The 17,207-nt window shown below is 41.7% G+C and carries 14 protein-coding genes and 1 rRNA gene; 14 read left to right on the forward strand and 1 reads right to left on the reverse strand.

Annotation, left to right across the window (positions count from 1 at the left end; translation table 11 throughout):
- The 8 genes from rrf to hisC form a co-directional block, all read left to right on the forward strand.
- A 5S ribosomal RNA gene (gene rrf, locus FTU87_RS05520) occupies positions 1–108 on the forward strand; the annotation flags it as partial.
- A gap of 292 nt (positions 109–400) precedes the next feature.
- A complete protein-coding gene (locus tag FTU87_RS05525; RefSeq protein WP_180096779.1) occupies positions 401–1,852 on the forward strand; it encodes an RNA polymerase factor sigma-54 in 1,452 nt (483 codons plus the stop codon).
- 184 nt (positions 1,853–2,036) lie between these two features.
- The gene (gene hpf / locus FTU87_RS05530; protein WP_100328970.1) at positions 2,037–2,369 is read left to right on the forward strand and encodes a ribosome hibernation-promoting factor, HPF/YfiA family; all 333 of its coding nucleotides are present in this window, start codon (positions 2,037–2,039) and stop codon (positions 2,367–2,369) included.
- A 132-nt stretch (positions 2,370–2,501) separates the two neighbouring features.
- Positions 2,502–2,753, forward strand: a complete 252-nt coding sequence (ibaG, locus tag FTU87_RS05535; protein WP_004730742.1) for a BolA family iron metabolism protein IbaG — start codon at positions 2,502–2,504, stop codon at positions 2,751–2,753.
- A 7-nt stretch (positions 2,754–2,760) separates the two neighbouring features.
- The gene (murA, locus tag FTU87_RS05540) at positions 2,761–4,017 is read left to right on the forward strand and encodes a UDP-N-acetylglucosamine 1-carboxyvinyltransferase (protein ID WP_180096780.1); all 1,257 of its coding nucleotides are present in this window, start codon (positions 2,761–2,763) and stop codon (positions 4,015–4,017) included.
- Positions 4,017–4,718 (forward strand): ATP phosphoribosyltransferase, encoded by a 702-nt coding sequence (hisG, locus tag FTU87_RS05545; RefSeq protein WP_180096781.1) that lies wholly within the window; start codon positions 4,017–4,019, stop codon positions 4,716–4,718. The genes murA and hisG overlap by 1 nt, the downstream gene beginning before the upstream one ends.
- A gap of 186 nt (positions 4,719–4,904) precedes the next feature.
- Positions 4,905–6,206: a histidinol dehydrogenase gene (gene hisD / locus FTU87_RS05550; RefSeq protein ID WP_081273097.1), complete on the forward strand. Its 1,302-nt coding sequence runs from the start codon at positions 4,905–4,907 to the stop codon at positions 6,204–6,206.
- A 151-nt stretch (positions 6,207–6,357) separates the two neighbouring features.
- Positions 6,358–7,449 carry a histidinol-phosphate transaminase gene (hisC, locus tag FTU87_RS05555; RefSeq protein ID WP_180096782.1) on the forward strand — a complete coding sequence of 364 codons (1,092 nt, stop codon included), beginning with the start codon at positions 6,358–6,360 and terminating at the stop codon, positions 7,447–7,449.
- Between the two features lie 118 nt (positions 7,450–7,567).
- Here hisC and FTU87_RS05560 read toward each other — a convergent pair whose 3' ends face one another.
- Complete coding sequence (locus tag FTU87_RS05560; RefSeq protein ID WP_180096783.1) at positions 7,568–8,899, reverse strand: anthranilate synthase component I family protein; 1,332 nt, start codon at positions 8,897–8,899, stop codon at positions 7,568–7,570.
- A gap of 260 nt (positions 8,900–9,159) precedes the next feature.
- On the opposite strand from FTU87_RS05560, the gene FTU87_RS05565 reads away from it, so the two are divergent.
- The 6 genes from FTU87_RS05565 (at position 9,160) to FTU87_RS05590 (ending at position 17,159) form a co-directional block, all read left to right on the forward strand.
- Positions 9,160–10,104 carry a DUF6160 family protein gene (locus FTU87_RS05565; RefSeq protein WP_180096784.1) on the forward strand — a complete coding sequence of 315 codons (945 nt, stop codon included), beginning with the start codon at positions 9,160–9,162 and terminating at the stop codon, positions 10,102–10,104.
- Between the two features lie 188 nt (positions 10,105–10,292).
- Entirely contained in the window at positions 10,293–11,126 is an 834-nt protein-coding gene (locus FTU87_RS05570) for a C39 family peptidase (RefSeq protein ID WP_180096785.1), read from the forward strand.
- Between the two features lie 35 nt (positions 11,127–11,161).
- On the forward strand, positions 11,162–12,289 hold the full coding sequence (locus FTU87_RS05575) for a hypothetical protein (RefSeq protein ID WP_180096786.1): 1,128 nt from the start codon (positions 11,162–11,164) through the stop codon (positions 12,287–12,289).
- A 12-nt stretch (positions 12,290–12,301) separates the two neighbouring features.
- On the forward strand, positions 12,302–13,966 hold the full coding sequence (locus FTU87_RS05580) for an OmpP1/FadL family transporter (RefSeq protein ID WP_005095864.1): 1,665 nt from the start codon (positions 12,302–12,304) through the stop codon (positions 13,964–13,966).
- Positions 13,967–13,973: 7 nt separating this feature from the next.
- Positions 13,974–15,206 (forward strand): putative pilus assembly protein FilE, encoded by a 1,233-nt coding sequence (gene filE, locus FTU87_RS05585; RefSeq protein ID WP_180096787.1) that lies wholly within the window; start codon positions 13,974–13,976, stop codon positions 15,204–15,206.
- A gap of 21 nt (positions 15,207–15,227) precedes the next feature.
- Positions 15,228–17,159 carry a hypothetical protein gene (locus FTU87_RS05590; RefSeq protein ID WP_180096788.1) on the forward strand — a complete coding sequence of 644 codons (1,932 nt, stop codon included), beginning with the start codon at positions 15,228–15,230 and terminating at the stop codon, positions 17,157–17,159.
- Positions 17,160–17,207 lie beyond the last annotated feature (48 nt).

A 17,207-nucleotide genomic window follows, 5' to 3' on the forward strand; every position in this document is an offset into this window, starting at 1 on the left:
ACAATAGCAAGAGTGAACCACCTGATCCCTTCCCGAACTCAGAAGTGAAACCTCTTTGCGCTGATGGTAGTGTGGGGTTACCCATGTGAGAGTAAGTCATCGCCAGCTCATTATTCGAAACACCCCCAACTTAACAGTTGGGGGTGTTTTTTTGTGCGCGGGATTTATAGTAAAATTAAATATAGTAAAAATAATATTCTGAATTTACTCAAAACACCCCTTAGCGAAATCGTTAATGGGTATTTTTTGTTCTTGTAAATCAAATATTTGAGAATTATTAATTTGGGAAATATAAGAATTTGAAAGCCAGTTCGTATGTTTTTTGGTAAAACTGTGTTATAAAAATTAAAACGGCATAAAAATTGCTTATAGAACAAGATTTTTAATTAAGGGGGTTATAATGAGATTATCAGTGGGCTTAAAAATTGCGAACTCGCTGTCATTAACTCCACAATTGCAGCAAGCAATTCGGCTATTACAATTATCGAGTCTGGAACTGGAACAAGAAGTTCAACTGCAACTTGATAGTAACCCTCTATTAGAAAAAGTTGAAGAACAGATTACCCTTGAACGCTTATCGACACTTGAATCAAATAATGAACACAAAGACCTAACTAATGAACTCAATGCGGATCACCTTCCCGATGACCTACCTATAGATACCGATTGGGATGATGTCTATACTCATCAACCTACCAGCTTAGGTGCGGCTGAATTCGAAGAGCGCGAAGACAATCGTCAAGGGCATCAGAGCTTACAGGAATATATGCTTGAGCAAATTAACCTGTTAAATTTTTCACAGCTTGATAAATTAATCGCTTATTGCATTGTCGATTCCCTGGATGACAAAGGCTTTTTAGATGCTGAGCTGACTGAAATTACTGCATCGGTACAACATCTTCTATCCTTGATGGGGAGTGAGGAGGAAATTGAAGATGATGAAGTTGCGGTCGTATTAAAGCATATTCAGCGTTTAGATCCGGTGGGTGTAGGGTCTAGAAGTTTGGCAGAATGTCTGTTGGTTCAGCTTGATCATTTACCTGCCTCAACGCCTTGCCGAAATGATGCAATCAAGCTTCTACAACATTATGAATTACTGATTAGTAATGAACTGCCAAAATTAATTAAACAAACCGGGCTAAATCCAGAGCAGTTACGCTATGCGGTAGATTTATTAAAAACTCTGAAACCTCACCCGGGCTTGGAATTTGAAAATAAAGAATCGGATTATCAGGTGCCAGATGTTGTGGTCATGAAAAAGAATAACGCTTGGCATGTCAATTTAAATCCGGATGTACTGCCAAAATTACGCGTCAATCCTTTCTATGCCAAAATGATTCGTCGTGCAGATCAAAGTGACGATAATCAATATTTACGTAACCAGATGCTAGAAGCAAAAAATTTCATTAAAAGCGTTGATGAGCGGCATAAAACATTATTAAAAGTGGCAACCTGTATTGTCGAACATCAGAAAATGTTCTTGGAAATTGGCGCTGAAGGGATGAAACCTTTGGTTTTAAGAGATATTGCCGAAGAAGTAGAATTGCATGAATCGACCGTATCTCGTGTGACCACCAATAAATATATGCTGACGCCGCGCGGCTTATTTGAATTAAAATATTTCTTCTCGAGTCATGTGGGTACGACTTCAGGTGGAGAGGCTTCATCTACAGCCATTCGTGCCAAGATCAAAAAACTGGTTTCTGAAGAAAATGCCCGTAAGCCTTTGTCTGATAATGCAATCGCCAATATATTGAAAGATGAAGGGATTGATGTGGCACGACGGACGGTGGCGAAATATCGTGAATCGTTACATATTCCTTCATCTTCTGAGCGAAAGGTCTTGATCTAAAATTTAAAATCTGGCTATTCTAAAGATTCATTATGACAGCATAATGAATCTTTTTTCTTTTGAGGAACAGTGAAAATGATTTGAATCAGTGCTTAAAATACATTTTTTTTAGTTATAAGTTTCTGTATTTAAATTGTTTTATATTGTGACTCTTCTAATCCTAACGAAGGTGAGGGATAGAACTATGCAAATAACAATTCGTGGACATCATTTATCTATTACGCCAGCAATTGAAGAACGTATAAAAACCAAGTTTTCACAGATGACCAAGCATCTTGATCAGGTGAATAGTATGCAAGTGAAGCTCTCTAAAGATCATCAAATTGATAAACGCTCCAGAAAAGGCAGTAGTAATCATATCGCAGAAGCGATTATCCGATTGCCGGGCATCGAGTTTTTTGCCCATGCCACAGCAGATGATATGTATACTTCCATTAAACTTCTGACAGAAAAATTAAAACGCCAGATCGATCGATATCGGGAAATGCATTTACAGCAGCATGCTTTGGCTTTGTAAAGGACAAATGATGAAAAAGAGGTTTTAAAAGCCTCTTTTTTTATATATATAATGTATGGATCCATGAATTATTTTTGCTATTTATAGTAAAATGGCTCGTTTTACACCCTTAGTCCTATAAGAGGTCTTGTGATGAATAATGAACAGCTCGCTGAAATTTTAGAAGCCGCTTTTCCCGAGGCGGATGTTGCTGTGAGTGGTCAGGGCGGAAAATTTGATCTCCGTATTGTGGATGATCAATTTGAAGGTAAGCGTCCAGTTGCACGTCAACAAGCTGTTTATGCTCCTCTCAATGCCCATATTGCCAGTGGTGCAGTTCACGCAGTGACAATTCGAGCAATGACAAAAGAAGAATGGCGCAAAGCAAGCTTATTTGGAGCTTAATAAATTAATGGATAAATTTTTAATTCAGGGCGGTATCAAGCTCGAAGGTGAAGTGCGTATTTCTGGTGCTAAGAATGCTGCGCTTCCATTATTAGCAGCAATGATTCTTGCCGATACGCCAATTACGCTCAAAAATGTTCCTGATCTGAAAGATGTGAATACATTGGTGAAGCTGATTGCCGGTCTTGGGATCACCATGACTTATGAAAGTGATACCGTTACTGCGGATACCTCGACATTAGATAACCAGTTTGCACCATATGAGCTCGTGAAAACCATGCGTGCTTCTATTTTAGTGCTTGGCCCTTTATTGGCGCGCTATGGCAGTGCAAAAGTGTCTTTGCCGGGTGGTTGTGCAATTGGTTCACGTCCTGTTGATCAGCATTTAAAAGCGTTGGAAGCTTTGGGTGCAGAAATTGAAGTTGAAGCAGGCTATGTGCATGCCAAAGTCGATGGCCGTCTTAAAGGTGGCGAAGTCGTTTTCGATATGGTGACTGTCGGTGGTACAGAAAATATTCTGATGGCTGCAGTCTTGGCCGATGGTGTGACCACAATTCGCAATGCAGCACGTGAGCCTGAAATCACTGATCTTGCGCAAATGCTGATCAAGATGGGGGCCAAAATTGAAGGTTTGGATACCGATACGTTAATCGTGACTGGTGTTGAAAGTCTGCATGGCTGTGAATATGCAGTGGTGGCTGACCGGATTGAAACGGGTTCATATCTGGCGGCGGCTGCAATCACAGGTGGTCGTATCAAAACCACACACACAGATCCATCCCTCATGGAAGCTGTGCTGGATAAATTTGAAGAAATGGGCGCAGAAGTCACTCGTGGCGACGACTGGATTGAGTTAGATATGCTGGGTAAACGTCCGAAAGCCGTGAGCTTCCAGACCTTGCCACATCCAGAATTTCCAACTGATATGCAAGCCCAGATCATGGCTGTAAATGCCATTGCTGCAGGCTTTGCGACAATTTCAGAAACGATTTTTGAAAACCGTTTTATGCATGTTCCTGAGTTGGCCCGTATGGGGGCAAACATTCAGGTCGAAGGTAATGATGCTGTCGTAACTGGGGTAGAAAAACTTTCTGCCGCACCCGTAATGGCAACAGATTTACGTGCTTCTTTCTCTTTGGTACTGGCAGCACTTGCCGCTGAAGGTGAAACACTGATTGACCGTATTTATCACATTGACCGCGGTTATGAAAATGTAGAAGCAAAGTTACAAAGTTTAGGTGCCCAAATTAAGCGAGTAAATTAATGAGCGATATGAGAAACGATGATCCAAACTTTGACGTAATGGGCAATTTTGATCATGGTTTAACTTTGGCATTAAGTAAGGGTCGTATCTTAAAAGAAACATTGCCACTGCTTGAAACAGCAGGGATTAATTTACTGGAAGATCCGGATAAATCACGTAAACTGATTTTCCCCACTACGCATAAACAGGTTCGTATTTTAATTTTACGTGCTTCTGATGTGCCGACTTATGTAGAAAATGGTGCAGCCGATATTGGTGTAGCGGGTAAAGATGTATTGATGGAACATGGTGCGCAAAATGTCTATGAACCATTAGACCTGAAAATTGCGGTTTGTAAATTGATGACAGCTGGTAAAGTCGGGATGCAGCGTCCTAAAGGTCGTTTGAAAATTGCGACCAAGTACGTGAATTTAACCCGGCAATACTATGCCAGCTTGGGTGAGCAAGTCGATGTGATCAAGTTGTATGGTTCAATGGAACTTGCACCATTGGTCGGTCTGGGCGATTACATTGTCGATGTGGTCGATACTGGTAATACCTTACGTGCCAATGGTTTAGAGCCACTTGAAGAAATCTGTAAAGTCTCTTCACGTTTAATCGTCAATAAAGCCAGCTTCAAACGTAAGCAAGCCTTGTTAAATCCGATTCTGGCTCAGCTTGAAAAAGCAGTCGAAGAACGCGAAAAGGTAAAACAGGCTTAAAATTGATTGCTTAAGAAACCGCCCAATCCGGGCGGTTTCTTATTTCTCTATATATCAGATTCTATTTAAATCCTTTCATCAATTTTACCCAAAGCTATTTTCAATAAAACTCATAGAGCTAGAGCACTATGTCTGCCGACAAAAGCCTAGAAAACAGGTAAACTAAAGCCTTCGAATTCAAACCTGATGGGTAAATTGATGCGACGTTTATCGACCCAAGATCAAAACTTCAAGCAAGCATTTGCTGACTTGTTGGCTTTTGAGACTGTGAATGATCCTGAACTTTTAAAAACTGTAGATCAAATTATTGCTGATGTTCGTCAGCATGGTGATGCACATGTTCTTAAACTCACTCAACAGTTCGATCGACATCCGGCGCATCAATTTTCAGAGCTAGAACTGACACAAGAGCAGCTCAAAGCTGCCTTTGAAGGTTTAACGACTGAAGTTCGTGAAGCACTGGAATTAGCTGCAGCGCGTGTGCGTGAGTTTCACCAGGCCCAAAAACAAGATGGCTGGACTTATGTCGATGCTTTGGGGAATACGCTCGGTCAGAAAGTGACTCCACTGGATCGTGTCGGGATTTATGTGCCGGGTGGTCTGGCATCTTATCCATCCTCAGTACTGATGAATGCAGTGCCTGCACATGTGGCGGGTGTCCCTGAAATTATTATGGTGGTGCCTGCCCCGAATGGTGAACTCAATCCATTGGTATTGGCTGCTGCATATTTGGCTGGCGTAACACGTGTCTTTACGATTGGTGGTGCACAAGCCGTTGCAGCACTCGCATATGGTACAGAAACCGTACCACCTGTCGATAAAATTACTGGTCCAGGTAACCGGTTTGTGGCTGCAGCAAAACGTGCGGTGTTTGGTCAGGTCGGTATCGATATGATTGCAGGCCCTTCTGAGATTCTGGTCTATGCCGAAGGCGAGAATAACGCTGAATGGTTGGCGATGGACTTATTGTCACAGGCTGAACATGACACTGTGGCACAAGCCGTTTTCATTACACCTGATGAAGCACTTTTAGATGCTGTTGAAAAGTGGATTGAAAAACACTTAGAAGCATTACCGAAAGCAGATATTGCACGTACTTCAATTGAGAACCGCGGTGCTTTGGTATTGGTAAAAGACCGTGCTGAAGGTGCTGAGCTGATTAACCAAGTGGCGCCAGAACATCTCATGCTATGTTTAGATGAAGCACAAGAGATGGCAGAAGATATTCGCCATGCAGGCGCGATTTTCATGGGTCGTTACACCCCTGAAGCGATTGGTGATTATTGTGCCGGGCCAAACCATGTCTTGCCAACTTCAGGTACAGCACGTTTTTCATCACCGCTGGGGGTTTATGATTTCCAGAAGCGATCAAGCCTGATCATGTGTTCACAAGAGGGTGTTAAAACCTTGGCGAAAACAGCAGATATTTTGGCACAGCAGGAAAATCTGGATGCGCATGCGAGATCGGCGCGTTATCGTTATCAGTAATTAAAAATATAAAACCTCTCCCTAACTCTCTCCTACTAAGGAGAGGGGAAATATTATAAAGAATGAATATTCCTCTCTCTGAATGAGCTTTAAGCATTGTTTTAAAGTGAATGTAAGAGAGGTTAGGAGAGGGAACTTTGAGAATTTAAAAATGAATATCACCACAGAACAAATGCGTTTTTGGAGTCCTGACGTACGTGAATTAGAACCGTATACGCCGGGTGAACAGCCAAAAATCCAGAATATTTTAAAACTGAATACCAATGAAAATCCGTATCCGCCATCGCCTAAAGTGGTTGCGGCAGTGCAGCAGGTATTGGCCAATTCAGCTGATGTGCTGCGTCTTTATCCTGACCCTGATGCATCTGAACTTAAACAGGCCATTGCGAAACAGCAACATGTGCCTGTAGAGACGGTTTTTGTCGGGAATGGTTCGGATGAAGTTTTAGCGCACATTTTTAAAGCATTCTTTGTTCAAGAACAGCCATTGCTTTATCCAGACATCACCTATAGTTTCTATCCGGTATATAGTCAGTTCTTTGGGGTAAAAACCAAAATTTTACCACTCAATGATGACTTTGAAATTGTGGTAGATGATTATAAACAAGCCAATGGCGGCATTATCATCACTAATCCGAATGCGCCAACCAGTATTGATCTTGGTTTGGTTGCGATTGAAGAAATTCTGCAAGCCAATCCAGATTCAGTGGTGGTGATTGATGAAGCCTATGTCGACTTTGGCGCTGAATCGGCAGTCAAGCTGGTTGAGAAATACGAAAACCTAGTGGTATGTCAAACTACATCGAAGTCGCGTTCTCTTGCAGGATTACGTGTGGGTTTTGCCATTGCTCAGCCACATTTAATTGCAGCACTTGAAGCAGTCAAAAACAGTTTCAACTCTTATCCGATGGATCGTTTTGCGATTGCGGCAGCGGTGGCTTCTTTTGAAGATCAGGAATACTTTGAGGCACAAAATCAGAAAGTCATTGCCAGTCGTGAAAAGTTGGTAGCCCAGTTGAATGAGCTTGGTTTTAAGGTATTACCTTCGAGTGCAAACTTTATTTTTGCCAGATTCGTATCTAAAGATGCAGGTGAACTCGCGAGTGAGTTACGTGAGCGTGGTATTATTGTGCGTTATTTCAACAAACCTCGTATTAACCAGTACTTGCGTATTACGATTGGTACAGATGAGCAAAATCAGCGTTTAGTAGATACGCTAAAAAATGAGATTTTGTGTAATTAAAATCCTTTCTAGCCTCCCGTTTTAAAGGGAGGCATTCTCACCTTTATTAAAGGTGAGAAGCATTGCTGCGCAAGGGGGGATTTGTAGTAAAAAGCGAACCTTAAAATTCACTTTTTATTTATTCAGGCTGATACCAGGTATTTAACAGATCCAGCATCGCTGAAACCTTATCAAAGCATTCTTGATATTCCGCATCACAATCTGAAGAAATGGTAATACCACCACCGGCCCATAAAGAAATATCTTCCTGATACTTTTGAATCGAGCGAATCAGAATATTCCAGGAGCCAGTGCCATCGAAATTGAAATAGCCCATAGAACCACAGTAAGCACCACGTGGTGCACCCTCAAGTTCTTCAATAATCTGCATGGCCCGAATTTTGGGTGCGCCTGTAATTGAGCCACCTGGAAGAGCAGACATGAGTACTTCAAAAGGATTGATATTTGCTTTTAAAGTCGCTTCAACTTCACTGACCATATGATGAACTTGATTGAAGCTTTCAATACTAAATAATTTCGGTGTTTTGACCGAGCCTGTTTCGGCATAAACACTTAAATCATTACGTAATAAATCCACAATCATGACATTTTCTGCCTGATCTTTTTCTGAGGCTTTTAGGGTCTGTCTGGATTGTTCATCGAGCACTGGATCAGTAAAACGGGGCATTGTACCTTTAATCGGTTTGGTAATAATTTTTCGCTTCGTTTCAAAATCAATGAACAACTCGGGTGAGCAGCTTAATAATTCAAAATCACCAATACGCAAATAACCCGCATAAGGCGCTTCGGTTAATGTCCAGAAGGCTTGGGCGGTTGCTAAGAGGGAACCTTGTGCGCGACCATTAAATTCTTGTGTCAGATTAATCTGATAGCAGTCACCTGCAATAATATAATCCTGAATTTTCTGAAATGCCTTGCTGTAGACCGTTTTGGTCCAGCGTGAAGTACAAGGGCTTATTAACTGAAACGTCGGACGAATTTTATTTTGATTAAGTAAGTTCTGAATATAATCGAAGATCTGCTCTGCCTGTGGATCATCACTATAGAACATCCATCCCTCAGAGCTTGGTTTAATATAGGAAGAAAATTGACCGATAAATAAACCAGGTTGAGAGCGGTCCGGATACTGAATATATTGCTGAGCCGCATAATCATAGCCAACAAAACCGACATAACCTCCATGAAATCCATTCTTTTGAAGATTTTTTAATGCATCGATTGCTAAATTAAATTCAGATGGGGTGGGCTGGTATTGTTCAATCCCTGTTCTTTTAAAAGACTGAATTTGTGATGTTGGCGCAACAAAATATTCTTGAGCGCAGCAGGCAATAAAAGGCTGACCATTATTATTTAAATACACCAGATGATCCAATGTCTTCAATGCGGACAATAGATCTGCAACCAGACGTGATTCAAACTTTAAGGGACGATGATAGAGAGCTTCGGTCATTCAGTTATAGAGAGTTCGATATGACTCACTATTTTATATCAAGAAGTCAGGGGAAATATTTTTAAATCATGAAATACCGTTTATCGGTAAGCGACAGATTGCGACCAACAACAGTTGATCAAAAACTGACTCAAGGCTAATTTAAGTGGGCTAGCAAATTACTCAAGGAAAGATGCTTAAGCTGTCAGAAAATAAAAAATACAGCCTAAACACTGAGTAATTCACAACCAAAAAAAATAGTACTCTTGGGAGAGTAAACAATGAAAAAATTTACAAAATTAGTTTTAGCGACTTCAGTTGCATTTAGTGCCAATGCGATGGCGATGCAAGCAATGGATGAGGCATCTCTAAGCGAAACAACGGGTCAGGAAGGTATCTCGATTGGTATCGGTATTTCAAAAATTGAAATTGAAAAACTCTATATTCATGATAATGATGGTTATTCTGGAGCTGGTGGTACAGGTGCAGCAGGTGCGATTGTTATTGAAGCAAATGGTAAAGGTGCAACAGCTGCTCACGGTGTAGTAGTTGGCGCTAACTATGACAATAATGGTGCATATTTATTGCCTACACGTAACCTCGCTGACTTGAAAATTGACTCTGATGCTGGTGGTGGGAATCCATTCATTAATATTGCAGCAGCAGTATCTGGTTTAGATATTCATATTGGTCAAATTGGTGTTGTGGCATCTGGTGATGAACCAGCTGCAGATGCAACGTCTATTCGTCGTGGTGGTCAAGGTACGACAAATGCAATTTTATCTGGTTTGTCAATTAAAACAGGTCCAATGTCTGCAAACATTCAATTGGGTGCAGCACCTCAAGGCGCAATGATTAAATTAAATGCAAATATGATCGGTGGTCTGGAAATTAAAGACCTAGGCATCTTGGATAATTCAACGAAAACTGATACTCGTGCTGCAGGTGAAATCTTCATTGAAAGTATCAAACTAACAGATGCAAACTCTAGAGATCTTGCGTTAAATCAGTCTATTAGCATATTTGGTGAGGAAGCGGCATCTAAAGGTTATATCCGTATTGTTAGCACGAGCGGTGCACATGATAATTATGTGAAAGGTATTCATTTAGGTAGCCGTACTGCTGCATCAATCGGCGATATGGAAATCCAAGGTTTACAAACTTATTTCAGCCCTGCGCTAGGTCAATACGCCCCAGGTGCGATTATTACGATTGCTGGTCACTAATCTTCATTTAAAAAAAGCGCGTGTTTACACGCGCTTTTTTTATGACTGAATCATTTATCCAAAAAATAAAAAAAATGCTGTATTTTTTTGAAAAAGAAGGTATCTTTCTAGTTACAGGGAAGTAGAGTGAATACTCTATAAAAAGAAAAATAGGCATATTATGCCAATCATAAGAAAAGTTAATAATTATGTTAGAGATCGCGTTGGGCTCGGCATTGATGTATTACGCTGCCAAAGAAGCTCTAGATATCAAAAAACAGCCACCGGGCGCTGTTCACTATACTGAAGTCCTTGATTCAAGAAATGATTCTTTTGTGCGTATGCACCGTGAAGCTGTGGAAGTCAAACCGGCACTTCTGGATCAGTTTCAGGGCATTGTCCGCCAAGCTTATGATTATAGTTGCGGTTCTGCTGCGCTGACGACTTTACTCAATGGGTATGTTGGTACACAGCTAGACGAACAGCAAGTCATGAATGGACTGATGAAATTCGGCGAAACCGATAAAATTATTGAACGCCGCAGTTTCTCTTTACTTGATATGAAGCGTTTTGTTTCCGCTTTGGGGCTGGAAAGTGGAGGTTATCGCGGGGAATTCAAAGATTTAGTTAATCAAGATCAGCCTGCGATTGTTCCTATTTCCTATGCAGGATTTAAGCATTTTGTGGTGTATAAGGGATATAAAAATGGCCGGGTGTATGTCGCAGACCCCGCACTCGGTAATATCAGTTTTGATGAACAACGTTTTCAGGATATTTGGGAAAATAATACCTTATTTTTGATTAATGTGCCTGAACAATATCGCAAGAACTTCCTGGCATTAAAAGAAGCAGACATGCGCCATGTAGAGGATGCCACGATTAATCGTTATGCCTTGGTGGATATGCAGTATCCGCAATTTTATATGGACAAAATTGCCGATAAAGCCTCGACGATCCGTTTGGACCGTAACCGTAATGCCGAATCAGAAAAATTGGGGGAATATCAATATAATTTCCTGAGACTGTATTACAAAAATAAATAAAACGAAAAAATAGTAATAAAAATTAAAATGGTGAAATGGATATGAACAGTAAATGGATGAACAAGACGTTCTTGGCACTGAGCATTCAAATGGTAATGGGCGTTGCATTTGCTGCAGAAGAGCCTGGACTGGGTGAGTATGAAACTGTTGAGCAAGAAGAGGTGGTTGCCGAAGTTGATGCACCTGTTGAGGCTCAAGCTGAGCCCGCGGATATACAGCCAGAGCCAGCCACAGATGCCACTCAAGCCCTACAACAGCAAGCAGGTGATGCCACTCAGGCCACGAATCTGGAAAAAGTATTTACTTCGAATGAACGTCAGTACTCACTGATCAAAAAGGGTGAGATTTCATCTTATTACGATATTGACTATACCTATTATCGAGATACTCAGCTTGATCTAGAAATGGCACAAGGTCAGCTCTATCAGCTACGTGTGCAAGAAAACGCCACGCATAGTTTGACCAATACTTTCACATTCCAATATGGGGTGAAAGATAACCTGACCTTAACTGCATCCTTGCCTTTGGTGGCCAAGACTGATCTGTTAAAAGATACATCTACTGCTGGCTTGGGAGATATTAGCCTGGGCGCGCGCTGGGAGCCCTTTCCATTAAAAGCTGGCCGTCTGCCGCTGATTTTATTTGCGAATGTGTCAACCAAAACCGGTGACAGTCCTTATGAAATTAATGCAGCAACAGATTTGGCTGTAGGTAAAGGCTATTACTCTGCTGGTGTGGGTGCCAGTACGCGTAAATACATCGATCCGGTGGTACTGTTTGCCTCGGTTTCTGCAAACTATGGATTCAATGAGTCAGGTCTAAACCAGCGTCGCGGTTATCGCATTATCGAAGAGTTTGACCCAGGCATTAGTGGTGGATTTGCATTTGGTTTCGCTTACTCATTTAACTATGATGTTTCAATGACCATGTCTTATCAGCAAAGCTTTAACACCGGTGCTGAATTTAAATATGACACGGGTGAAAGCTACTCTGCCGCGGATCAGACCAGTTCCACCTTGGCAATTTCATTAGGGGTGCGAGTCTCTCCAGAAACGATTGTGAATGGTACCGTCGGCTTAGGGCTGACCGAAGATGCGCCTGATGTTTCGTTGGGATTGTCATTCCCGCTTGATATTTTAGGTTTTGGTAAAAAAATCAGTTAATAGGGGTGTCGTATGAAAAACATTCGACTTAGCCCGTTATTAACAGGAATTATTCTTGCGGGCTGTTCAAGTTATACCTTTGCACAATTGGGAACCAACCTTTCGGTTGATTTACGTGCATTGTCCATGGGGAATGCAGTTACGGCGGATCCCCCGGGAGTCAATGCCATTCACTTTAACCCGGCTGCTCTAACTAAAATTGATGGTTTGCAAACCGAACAGCAGATTATTGTGGCGAATTTTGATATCCAGCGGGAGTTTACAGTGCCGGCTGGATATAACGTATTTGGCTATTCTGATGACCCTATCGTCTGTAATGATGGACCGGAAGTTTCATCTGATTTATGTACTGATTTTAAAGGGCCGGTCAGTGGTGATGTGGAATATGTCAGCCTGTATGTCCCTTTTCTGAAAAAGATGGTGGATTTAGGCGAAGGTCTCCCTTTGGCTGCGCCCACCATGGGGATTGCTTATAACCCGCCTGGTTCTAAAGCAACCTATGCAACAGCGGTATATGCGCCTTTAGTCGCTGGTTTCGGTCATGAAGATGGTAATCCGGCAAACTTTATGGGCCAGCAAGTTGCTTTGGAGCGGATTACTTACCTGTCTCCATCGATTGGTTATGAGGTCAATGACCAACTGTCCATTGGTGCTTCTGTCGGAATGTCCTATCAAGCCATTGGGATGAAAACAGATTTACGTTTCCCGAATGAGCTGATCGGGATGTTGCGTATGATCGATGAAGTTGTCTGTACACCATTTAAAGAAAACTCCGACATTATTACCGATATTCTGTTGCTGGGGATCTGTAATGCGGATGAGGGAATGAACCCATTTGGCAAGTTTGGTCAGATGCAACTGGAGCTTGAGCAAAACTTAAGCCCAAGCTATAACCTCGGGATATTGTGGGAGCCACGCGAAGATTTCAGTTTTGGTATGGTCTACCAAAGTGCGGCAAAAATGCGCTTAAAAGGTAAATATCATATTGATAATGCCAAAGCACCACAGGAAATGATCAAGGGTTTAATGACTTCACCGACGGGTCAGATTCTGGCAGCAATTCTTGGGTTTCCTAATTATATTCCATCCAGTGAGTCTGGTTTGGTGTCGATGGATTTTGAATATCCGGCGCATTTTCAGGCAGGTATCAAATATAAAGTCATGCCAGATTTGCAGGTAAATTTTGATATTGGCTGGACAGACTACAAGGTTTGGGATGAGTTTAAGTTCGAGTTTGACCGTACCATTTCAGCCTTAAAAATTGCCAAAATCTTGTCTGCTAATGTCACTGATTCCACGTTGGCTTTGCCGATGGGATTCGAATCGCCGTGGAATTTCGGAATCGGGATGGAGTATTCCGCCACCGACCGTTTAAAACTTCGCGCAGGTTATGAGCCACGAACCAGCGCTATTCCAAAAAATAAGCGCAATACGATGGTTCCTATTAATGGTGCACAGCTATTTGGATTAGGTGTGGGTTATCGTTTTGATGCAGATACTGATTTGGATCTCTCGATTGGTTTCTTGCGCAGTAAAGATCAAATTCCAGCAAATACCAGTAGTTTAGCTAACCAGACCGGCGTGAATAACCTGTTATTAAACCCATATGCAGGTTTAAACGTGAAAACAGATACCAAGATTACCATTTTAGGTTTGAACTATCGCACTCGTTGGTAAGGAAGAAATGATCAAGACAGAGAAAATTGGATTGAAAGTGGTACTGGCATTAAGTCTGGTACCCTTATCTTTTTATACAAGCGCCAGAGAATTTATTACTATTATCGGTCCAGATGGGCGACCATTAGTCGTGCCACGTAATCATAACCCACAGAAAAAAACAGAAGAAAAATCTCTAGCATCGAAAAAAATAGCAGTTGCAGTGGTTCAGTCACCTCCTGTAAAGCAAAACTTAGAAACAGTATCAGCCCTAGAAAATAGACCAGCAGAACTTAAGTCAGACCATAATCTGGTTGTACAACCAGTACAACCAGTACAACCAGTACAACCAGTACAACCAGTACAACCAGTACAACCAGTACAACCAGTACAACCAGTACAACCAGTACAACCAGTACAACCAGTACAACCAGTACAACCAGTACAACCGCAGATTGTGAAAGAACTGACAGAATCTAAGCCATTAATAAGATCTGAAACCCAATTGACTCAAATGCCTCAGGCCATGACACCCGCTTCAAGCCCGATGCTACAGAAAACCGGATTCAGTCAGATTGAAGGCGTGGACTATGTGGACAGTGAATATCTGGAAAATAAAGAATTTAATCTAGAAGGCAGGAAACGTTTCTACAGTATGCCCGAGGGCGTGGTAGATAAAAATATCGGAACTACCCGGATCCAGACAATTGAACGTGAAAAAGGGGTGGGACAATCCGTATTAAAATCCTTGTTTCAAACTCCAGAAGTAGATTCCGGTCCTGTGGTACTGGCTCAAAGTTATTATCGTATTTCACAGTCGGAGACTATCGATAGCTTGGGCATGCAGTGTTTTACTGATAAGAAAATTAAAAAAGCGAAAGAAATCAGCCTTAAAAAAGCAGTTAACCTGTGGCCTCGTGCGCCTCTTAAAGCAGACGAATTTGATTTTGAAGTGGTCAAGCTTCAATCCGATATCCAGAATATTCAGATCAACTCTTATGCCTCTAGCCAGAAAAATCCAACGTATTATTGGCCTTTTGTTGTATTTTTAGACAGTCGTGGCTGTGTGCTTGAAGGAGCGGGCGGTTTTAAAAATCAGGAAGGACAGGCGAATATTATTCAACATGAGCGTATCGAAGGGGTTCTCCAGATTCCTGCACAAACTGAATATGTATTATTGACGCCTTTGGCCTCCGCGATAGATGTTGAAGACAAGATGCTGACAAATCATGGACAACTAAAATTAGTCGCCATTCGATAAGGACTATTCGAGTATAAGAATATGAAAAATAAAATATTATTTCCATTTGCTATAAGTACACTTTTAATGGCCCTGAGCGGATGTGGTGGGGAAAGTGCCAATGTTATAAAAGAACCAGGTGATGAAGCTACGGAAAATGGTGCTTGTACCCCCGGTGAAACTAACTGTGTGGAATGGGGGCTGGAATATCCGCTTGATGGTTTAAATTTCAACTGTAGTGGCGATACAGAAAATACGTTTATTACCTTATTTGACAGTAAAAATGGGGTAGCTTCTGGAACCTGCCAAAAGACCGATAATATTGAGTTTTCTATTCAAAGTTTTGGTTCGAATAAGATTAATTTAGGTCAAATAAAACTCAGTGATTATGCCAGTTTTAGTGCCCAGACCCAGCTGCCACGTTTAAGTGTGGTCGATATTGCAAAAGGAATTACTGGACGTCAGGTAAATAACTTAGATCAGAATGATCCTACAGTTCAGGTTGCCATGCGTCTGGTGAAAATTCTGCAAGCTCTGGCGATACAAGAAGGCCGTATTGTGAATCCAACGGATGTGCAGCCCTTGTATATTACCGAAGAAATGCGTAAAGACTTGGCTAAAGTGAGTGGAAATATCAGTCTGACGGATGCTAGCTTCGCCACAAAAATTAAGGATTTTATCGATGTTGACCAGATTTCTGATGAAGCTGCTTTTGCTACAGTGAAAAAACTGGTAACCATTGCCAATGCCGCGGTTTATCAGCCGGAATTTTCACTATTTTCAACCTCTGGTGTGATTGGTAGCATCCAGTCGGGTTCAGATGGACTGGTGGGATGCAATAAAACACCTTGTGATATTAAAGATCAGACTACCAAACATCTATTTGGTCATTTTATGCTAATCACAGACCGTCAGGGTTATACCTTTGGCAGTGGCCTGCAATGGCGTGATAGCCAGTTAAAACTGCCCGCAAAAAATCTATCTTCACTGGGTGGAATTAATGCTGAACTCATTCGTAATGTGAAACCTGCACAAATGACGGCCGATCCGCAAAGTTCATGGATTCATCCTACCAGCAAAACGATTACTGCACCTTATCGTTTAAATGTCGCAAATAACGCTACGCCACTTGAACTGTATCGGGGCAGTTTGCTGAATGATTATGTGATTGCGGGTAAAGAAGCTTTTTATAAGATGGTCACTGGAAAAACACAGCTGGATGCATCTGATCAAGCCAGTTTAGGGGCATGGCGTCTGGATGCGGATGGTGATCAATATAATGGAAGTATTGATTTATATAAAATTTTCCCAATCAGCTATCTGGATCGCGCGGTATTTAAAACAGAGCAGAATGTAGCTAGTGGGGAGAAGTATATCTTCCCGATGTATGCCAATCTGGAGTTTAAGTTTAGTGACACAACGGTCAGTCCAGTCACTTTGGGGATTGTGATTGATAGTAATGGTGATGTGCGAACCAATATGCAATCTGAGAATAATCTTGCGACCGACCCAATAACAGGCTGTGAGGGCGATGTGCTTGATAACAATTTATTATTGAATGGCGTACAGCAATACCGGCTTGGAACTTTAGGCCGTGCATTTGTTCGTGATAAATCGGTTTCGATGCGTCTGATTTTGGCCAATGTAAAATTAGGGGATTTGAATGGTGCATTGGTTGGGGTCGACTCACGCATCCAGTCTTCACCAAATTCAAATGATTCGATTGTGATTGGCGGTGCTCTGCTGAATTTGTCCAATGTACTGGATACTGCTGCCGGTCAGAATGGGCGGGTCACCTTCCTGAATTCGGTCGGAGACGGCGTGCAATGGGCCAATACCTATGCCAGTTTCCAGAAAATTTATAACAATAATAATGAGGATGAAACGCCTGACGATATTGGTCTGGCCAAACGAAGCGGTGGGTCTGTTGAGTTTAAACTTGCAGATTGTTATCGCGTCAAAGCTAAAGCGTAATGTCCCATAAATAAAAAAATCCCATCTGCGTATGGGATTTTTTTATGC

The sequence above is a fragment of the Acinetobacter sp. YH12156 genome (assembly GCF_013418235.1).
In the GTDB taxonomy this organism is placed as follows: Bacteria; Pseudomonadota; Gammaproteobacteria; order Pseudomonadales; family Moraxellaceae; genus Acinetobacter; species Acinetobacter pseudolwoffii.